At 57.8% G+C, this 6,933-nt stretch carries 8 protein-coding genes and 1 pseudogene; 5 read left to right on the forward strand and 4 right to left on the reverse strand.

The window, feature by feature from the left end; all coding sequences use genetic code 11:
* The first annotated feature begins 109 nt into the window (after window positions 1–109).
* Window positions 110–541 (forward strand): nuclear transport factor 2 family protein, encoded by a 432-nt coding sequence (locus ACIPL2_RS10345; RefSeq protein WP_401355722.1) that lies wholly within the window; start codon window positions 110–112, stop codon window positions 539–541.
* A gap of 56 nt (window positions 542–597) precedes the next feature.
* Here ACIPL2_RS10345 and ACIPL2_RS10350 read toward each other — a convergent pair whose 3' ends face one another.
* A complete protein-coding gene (locus tag ACIPL2_RS10350) occupies window positions 598–1,272 on the reverse strand; it encodes a DUF2238 domain-containing protein (RefSeq protein WP_401355724.1) in 675 nt (224 codons plus the stop codon).
* A 123-nt stretch (window positions 1,273–1,395) separates the two neighbouring features.
* Here ACIPL2_RS10350 and ACIPL2_RS10355 point away from each other — a divergent pair.
* A pseudogene (locus ACIPL2_RS10355) lies at window positions 1,396–1,477 on the forward strand (MarR family transcriptional regulator); the annotation flags it as partial.
* On the opposite strand, the gene ACIPL2_RS10360 reads toward ACIPL2_RS10355, so the two are convergent.
* From ACIPL2_RS10360 to ACIPL2_RS10370, 3 genes are all read right to left on the reverse strand, one after another.
* Window positions 1,463–2,023 carry a nucleotidyltransferase family protein gene (locus ACIPL2_RS10360; RefSeq protein ID WP_401355725.1) on the reverse strand — a complete coding sequence of 187 codons (561 nt, stop codon included), beginning with the start codon at window positions 2,021–2,023 and terminating at the stop codon, window positions 1,463–1,465. The pseudogene ACIPL2_RS10355 and the gene ACIPL2_RS10360 overlap by 15 nt on opposite strands.
* A gap of 158 nt (window positions 2,024–2,181) precedes the next feature.
* On the reverse strand, window positions 2,182–3,270 hold the full coding sequence (locus tag ACIPL2_RS10365; RefSeq protein WP_401355727.1) for a polyamine ABC transporter substrate-binding protein: 1,089 nt from the start codon (window positions 3,268–3,270) through the stop codon (window positions 2,182–2,184).
* Window positions 3,271–3,328: 58 nt separating this feature from the next.
* Window positions 3,329–4,630, reverse strand: coding sequence for an NAD(P)/FAD-dependent oxidoreductase (locus ACIPL2_RS10370; RefSeq protein WP_401355730.1), 1,302 nt, complete (start codon window positions 4,628–4,630; stop codon window positions 3,329–3,331).
* A 161-nt stretch (window positions 4,631–4,791) separates the two neighbouring features.
* Between ACIPL2_RS10370 and ACIPL2_RS10375 the strand changes: the two genes are divergently transcribed.
* The 3 genes from ACIPL2_RS10375 (at window position 4,792) to ACIPL2_RS10385 (ending at window position 6,811) form a co-directional block, all read left to right on the forward strand.
* Window positions 4,792–5,691, forward strand: a complete 900-nt coding sequence (locus ACIPL2_RS10375) for a LysR family transcriptional regulator (RefSeq protein WP_401355732.1) — start codon at window positions 4,792–4,794, stop codon at window positions 5,689–5,691.
* 260 nt (window positions 5,692–5,951) lie between these two features.
* Window positions 5,952–6,302, forward strand: a complete 351-nt coding sequence (locus tag ACIPL2_RS10380) for a DUF6152 family protein (protein ID WP_401355734.1) — start codon at window positions 5,952–5,954, stop codon at window positions 6,300–6,302.
* Window positions 6,302–6,811 (forward strand): DUF6644 family protein, encoded by a 510-nt coding sequence (locus ACIPL2_RS10385; protein WP_401355735.1) that lies wholly within the window; start codon window positions 6,302–6,304, stop codon window positions 6,809–6,811. The genes ACIPL2_RS10380 and ACIPL2_RS10385 overlap by 1 nt, the downstream gene beginning before the upstream one ends.
* The last annotated feature ends 122 nt before the right edge of the window (window positions 6,812–6,933 follow it).

The following is a 6,933-nucleotide window of genomic DNA, read 5'->3' on the forward strand; positions in this document are numbered from 1 at the left end:
GATGCGGTTGTGCGGACATAAACGTTCGAGAAAAGCCTGCCAAGCAAGTTCGTTTTTCTTGAATCTCATGCTAGGTTGTACGACGACCTACAACAACAAGGAAACACCCATGAAAAAAGTCAAATTGCTGGTTGGTTTTCTCTGCCTCTTCAGCGGCTACGTTGCCGCCACCCCGGCTTCGGCGGACAAGGACGTTGCGCAAGCTGTCGACCATCTGACCCAGGCGATGCTGCACAAGAACATCCCCGAGCTCCAATCGCTGACCGCCCCGAACCTGACCTATGGGCATTCCAGCGGGAAGATCCAGGACAAAAAAGCCTTCATAGCCGATATCGAAACCGGCGCAAGCGCCTTCAAAACACTCGAGATGCAGAACCAGACCATCACCGTCTCCGGTGACGTCGCATTGGTCCGCAACCACTTCTCGGCACAAGCCCTCAAGGGCACCGAAGTGATTCCAACCGAAATCGAGAACTTCCAGATTTGGCAAAAACAGAAAGGCAAATGGTTACTGGTAGGACGACAAGCGTTCAAGTTCTGATCGTTGGGTGAACAAGGGGACGGGGTGATTGAGAAGTCACCGGTCCCCTTCTCTGCTCATTTCCACACGCTCGATTCATTGCGACCGACGATATCCCCCGCCGCTTTTTCCGATTTCCTGCACAGGGAAACCGCCAGCAGGCTGACAAACGCACCCGCCACGGCCAGTGCCATATCTTTTTGTGAATCCCAGGGATCGTTTTGCGCGCCGACGAAGGCGCGGGACGTGTCGTCGCCCAAATAGGCGCCGCCGATCCATTCCACCAGTTCGTAAACGGCCGACGTCGACAGCATGACATTGAGGGTGATGAACATCAGCCAGAAGCCGCGCAACGGCGTAAGGCGTCGCAGCACTTCACACACCGGATACACCATCAACAATCCGTAACTCAGATGGACCAATCGATCAAAATGATTGCGCTGCAGGCCCAAGGCTTTATTGATGCTGAGCCCGGTCAACTCGGAGCACCAACGGTCATAAGGCACCAGCGAATAGGTGTAGTGGGAACCCAGCTCATGAATGCACAGGAAAACGAATACCAGGCTGATGGAAACAGCCGATAAACGAAAATGGCGAGAAACGGCCACCAAGCTGCCGACCAGCCCCAGCACCAACAGGTTTTCCAGTGCCCAATCGACCCGGCTGCGGGGTGAAACGCCGAGCGCCACGACGATCAACAGAAACAGCATCAACAGTGCCAGCTCGTACCGCGAATGATCCTTGGACTGCATGGTTGAGGTCCCTCGAAAACGGAGCGCCTTTACCTTCGAGAAAAGCCTTTGACGCAAGTTCGTTCCTTTCATCGCCTCTATCGAAACGGGCGCTCGACGACCGCTTATCTGTGAGTTCAGCCTGGAGCGTTCGGAGGTAGTGCAGTCGATCACACGGAATGCATGGTCAGGGGCGGCAATGTCTGCCGGTTCAAACTTCTGCCCGTCGTAAAAACGGCCACCGAGCCTGATAACTCTTGGCCTTCTGATCAAACAAATCAGGCTGATGATTGAGCGGGTTGATACGCAACAGCCCTGCTTCGACGTCACTCAAACCGTACGGCGCATACACCTCGCCGGTGGCCACCTCCAGACCGATACACGTCCCCGCAATCAAGTACCGATCGATGCCATCCCTTGCTGACTGAAGCTTAGGATAAGCCCGGCCAAACCGCTGCCCGTACCACAGGTGAACCCGCGCCTGGTTCTTGATTTCGATGTCAACATCGAGGTCGTGAAAGAGGCTGCGCGTGGCGATGATCACTTGGTTCTCGGCTTCCCACGACTCGTCTTCATCAAAGTAAAAAACGTCGTAGTCCTTGATGCCCCACGCCGCGGGACGGCCGGACTGATGATTCCAGACCGCTTGGAAAAGACATCCCGCCGTCAACAGGCATTGGTTCAGGCCGAGTGAAGGCAGGCGCCGGACCAGCTCGGCGTTGACCGGATTGGTCATGGCGATCTCGGTTAGCGTTTCGGCTGTCAATGTCATGCTCTTTCCTTGAGGGGGAGTTTGCGACGGATCTCACCCTACCGGCGATCCAGGGCCCACCACAAGTCGCTGCTCGCGAATGCGCCTATTCAGTCAGATCCATGTTGAATCTGCCGGCGTCTTCGCGAGCAAGCGCTGCTCCTACAGGTGATGTTCGGTCAGGTGTTGGTTTTTAGTTTGGTCCACAGACGGGTGCTCAGGCGCGCGATAGCGGCGGGCAGGTCTTCTACGGTAAACAACTTGTCCATCACGTTTTTCGGCGGGTAAATCGCCAGGTCCTGCTTCACCGCCGGCGTGACAAACTCATCCGCCGCGCTGTTGGGGTTGGCGTAATGGATGCTGTTGCTGATGTTGGCGATGACCTGAGGGTTCAACAGGTAATTCATGTACGCGTAAGCATTCCTCTCATGCGGCGCGCTCTTGGGCATGACCACCATATCGAGCCATAGGGTCGATCCTTCGTCAGGAATCGAATAGGCGATCTCGATCCCGTTCTTGGCTTCCTTGGCACTGGCGGCGGCTTGCACAATGTCGCCGTTGAAGCCGATGACCGCGCAGACGTTGCCGTTGGCCAGATCGCTGATGTACTTGGAGGCGTGAAAATATTGGACGTAAGGGCGGATTTTCAACAGCGCTTGCTCGGCTTTCTTATAGTCCGCAGGCTCATGGCTATGGGGCGGCAGTCCGAGGTAATTGAGGGTGATCGGCAGGATCTGCGTCGGGTTGTCGATAATCGCCACGCCGCACTCACTCAGCTTCTTGATGTTGGCCTCAGCAAAAAACAGGCTCCAGGAATGGGTGACGTCGGTGTTGCCGAAGATCGCTTTGATTTTTTCGACGTTGTAGCCAATCCCCGCCGTGCCCCACATGTACGGATAGCCGTACTGGTTACCTGGGTCATTGACCTCGAGTTTTTTCATCAGCGCCGGGTCAAGGTTTTTCCAGTTGGGCAGCTGGCTCTTGTCCAGCTTCTGAATCGCCCCGGCCTTGATCAATCGCGAGAGGAAATGGTTCGACGGACTGACCACGTCATAACCGGTATTGCCGGTCATCAGTTTTGATTCGAGGACTTCGTTGCTGTCGTGAATGTCGTACGTCGCCTTGATCCCCGTTTCCTTAGTGAAATTGGTCAAGGTATCGTCGGCGATGTAGCCGTTCCAGTTGGAAATATTGACGACTTCGTCCGCGTAACCGACTGTCGAAAACGACGCGACCAAGACCATCAGGGAAAGTTTATTGACGTGCATGTTCAATCACCTTTTTAGGAGCTTTTATTCTTTTGGGGCTTTTTTGTTTTGCGGGTGTCTAGATTTCTGTTCTGGCCCTGACCGCCTCTACGCGCATTCGCAGCATGGCACCGATATCGAGCAAGGGTTTGGGCGGGAGCCAGCCCGGCTGCGCCCTGTGCATCACCGACCGCATGATGGGCGAACTGGCGCCCGAGGCCATTTCAGCCAGCAGGCGTCCCCACAGCGTGCCGCGCGCGACGCCCGAACCATTGCATCCGGCCACGGCAAACAGGCCCTCCTCGACCTTGGCAAAATACGGTTGCCCGGTGCGTGAGGCGCTCAAGTGGCCGGTCCAGGTGTACTGAATATCCTGCTCGGTCAGCGACGGAAAACGCCGCTGCAAACCCAACACGTGGTGTTGGCGACGGAGCAAGAGCTCGCTGTTGGACAAATCCCTGGAGCGGTACTCCGCGGTGTTGCGGATCATCACGCGACGATCCGGAGTCAGTCGCACCGTGGCACCCAGTGGCCGGGTGGACAGCACGCCCCAAGGCTCCACACTGCCAAGGGCCTGGAATTCTTCGTCGCTGAGCGGCCGTGTGAGGCTGGCGCTGAGCTCCATCGGGAAGGTGCCGCTGTCATCGATCCCGGCACGCGGTATGAATGCGTTCAGGCACACCAACACCTGCTTCGCCTCAATGCACCCATCAATGCCGTTCGCGCGAATGCGCCCTTTGTCCAGGCGTTCCAGGCCGGTGATCTCGGTGTTTTCATAGAGCGTCACGCCGTCCGGCAGCGCATTGAGCAGGCCCTTCACGTACTTCGCCGGTTGCAGCAAAGCGTTGCCATTGCCACACCAGATAGCAGCCTGGTAATGCCGGGTACCGAGTGTCTGAATCAGCTGTTCACCTTGCAGAAACTGCGCAGAAGCCCCGACGGCTTTGAGCGTCGCCAGTTTCTCCTCGACATGCGTCAGCTTGGCCGGGTCGCTAACGGCGAAAAAATACCCGGAATCGCGGAAGTCGCACTCGATGCCATGCCGCGCGATGCGCTGACGCACCTCGTCGCTGGCCGCGCGTGAAATCGAGGTATCCACCTCGTAACCGGCGAAACCCGCATGGCCCAGAAGCTCATCAGTGGCCGGATGCTCGTGACCCACCACGAATCCCGAATTACGCGCCGAGGCACCTTGCGCCGCACGCTGCCGGTCGACGACTACGATGCGTGCCTGAGGGTGCATTTCAGCGAGCGAATGTGCGGCAGAAAGGCCGGTGATGCCGGCACCGATGACCAGCCAATCGGCTGTTTGCGTGTCGCTCAGGCGATCACGAACGGGCGCATTGCCCGCCTGCGCAATCCAGCCACATACGTTTTCCATGGGTCACCTCATTTGACTGTCGTTCCGCGAGCTATCCCAGTTCAGAGCTCCATGCGACATTTGCATGAGTGGTTTGAGATGGCGGCCGCTAGAGCTAGAATCTATAAGGTCTGTGGTGTTACAACCAACGTTATAAAATCATCGAGATATTCTGAAAACGCATGGATAAAATTCGCCACGTCCCGTCTCTTCAGGCTATGCAGGCCTTGGTGGAAGTCGCTGATTCGGGCAGCTTCACCCAAGCGGCGCAAAAGCTCTGCCTGACCCAAAGCGCAGTGAGTCGGCAAATCCAGCAGTTGGAGAGTCACTTCGGCGTACCGCTGTTCGTCAGGAGCAGTCGCAGTATTCGCCTGACCCCGGAAGGCGAACAGGTGCTGGCCAGCGCGCGCAATATTCTTGAGCAATTGAAGGCACTCGAGGATCGGCTTAATCCGCAGAATCGTCCTTTCCGCATCCGCATGCATGTGTCGCTGGCGGTTCGTTGGTTGCTGCCCAAGCTGAGCGATTTCTACCGGCGTCACCCGGACATTTCCCTGGCGATCGAAACCGTGGCGACGGAAATCGTCGAGCCGGCCAGCGACAGCGACGCCTACATTCTTTATCTGCCCGAGCCGTCCAGTGATCCGGATTGCCTGACCTTGTTCGAGGAAGCGCTGGTGCCGGTGTGCGCCCCGGGGCTGGCCAGTTCAACCCGGCCTTTGGCGTCGGTGGACGACCTCACAGGTTTCGCGTTGCTCCACCGTTCGGCAGACAAGCAAGCCTGGATTGACTGGCTGGCGGCCAATGACGGCAAGCCACTGGAAGACTATCGGCACATCCCCTTCAACCTCGACGAACTGGCACTCGACGCGGCGGCACGCGGCTTGGGGGTGGCCGTGACCGACCTGACCCTAGCCGAAGAATCCATTGATCGTGGTGTGCTGGTCGTCCCGTTCGGCCAACCCTTGAAAACCGGTGGAGTCTATTCGCTGTGCCCACAACCCTCGGCCGCCGCGCACCCGGCGTGTTCCCTGATCCTGCAGTGGTTCGCCGACCAGGCCGCCGCCGCAAATCCCCTGTAGCAGCTGGCGCAGCCTGCGTTCGGCTGCGAAGCAGTCGTAAACCTTGAACACGCGGTATTCCTGGCACACCGCATTGCCTGATTTCACGACTGCTGCGCAGCCGAACGCAGGCTGCGCCAGCTGCTACACGGATCGTGTTTTGGCTTGACGGGTCAGGCAGGTGTCACAGACGGATACATTCTTTTGGAGCCCGAGGTTCGGCACGCTCGGTTTGGCTGACTATTCTAAAAACCATCGTCCTGCAGCAGGAGAACCGTGTCATGAACGTCATGCTCAAGGGCATTGGAGTGTCATTGCTACTGGTTGCCACGGCGGCATTCGCACATCACGGCTGGAGTGAGTACGACTCAAGCAAACCCTTGCAATTGTCCGGCACGATAGAGGAATCCGGCTACTCGCACCCGCACGGCTTCGTCAATCTCAAGACAGACGACAAGACCTGGAACGTGGTGCTGGCGCCGCCCTCGCGAATGGAGAACCGTGGCCTTTCAAAAGAGATGCTGGCAGTCGGCAGTCAGGCCACCGTGGTCGGCTATCAGAATCGCAACAAACCCGATGAGCTGCGGGCAGAACGCATCACCGTTGCCGGCAAAACCACCGAGTTGCGCTGATGGATACCACAACCACCAGTGGACCGGGTTCGACAAGCTGGCTGGACTGGATGAATGACTCGCCTCTTGGCGCCGCCATGCGCGGCGAGCTGTGGCTTTATCCGATGGTCGAGGTGGTGCACATCATTGGCTTCATTGTGCTGGTCGGTTCGGTGGTCATGTTCGATCTGCGGGTGCTCGGGTTGTCCAAGGATATTCAGGTGACCGCGCTGGCCCGTCACTTGCTGACCTGGTCCATCGCGGCCCTGCTGTTCATCGTGCCTGCCGGGCTGATGATGTTTTCAGCCCATCCCCATGACTTCGCCTCCAACGACATTTTTATCCTGAAGCTGTGCCTGATCGCTACGGCGGGTCTCAACGCCGTGCTGTTCCACGTCGGTGTCTACCGCTCCGTCGAGCAGTGGAACACCGGCGCCGCAGCGCCTGGGGTGGCAAAACTCCAGGCCCTGTTTTCGATGGCTTTATGGGTCAGCGTGGTGCTGTGCGGCCGACTGTTGGCCTACACCTGAAACGCGACTCGGGCGTAACGCATACTCTGTAATTGGATGGACTCGCCCAAGCCGAGGCGTCTGTGCGCCACGGTGGCATTCTTATAGAAGCCAACGACAGCGAGGGCGAGGCCATGAAAAAG

This window comes from Pseudomonas sp. NPDC086251 (assembly GCF_044746405.1).
In the GTDB taxonomy this organism is placed as follows: domain Bacteria; phylum Pseudomonadota; class Gammaproteobacteria; order Pseudomonadales; family Pseudomonadaceae; genus Aquipseudomonas.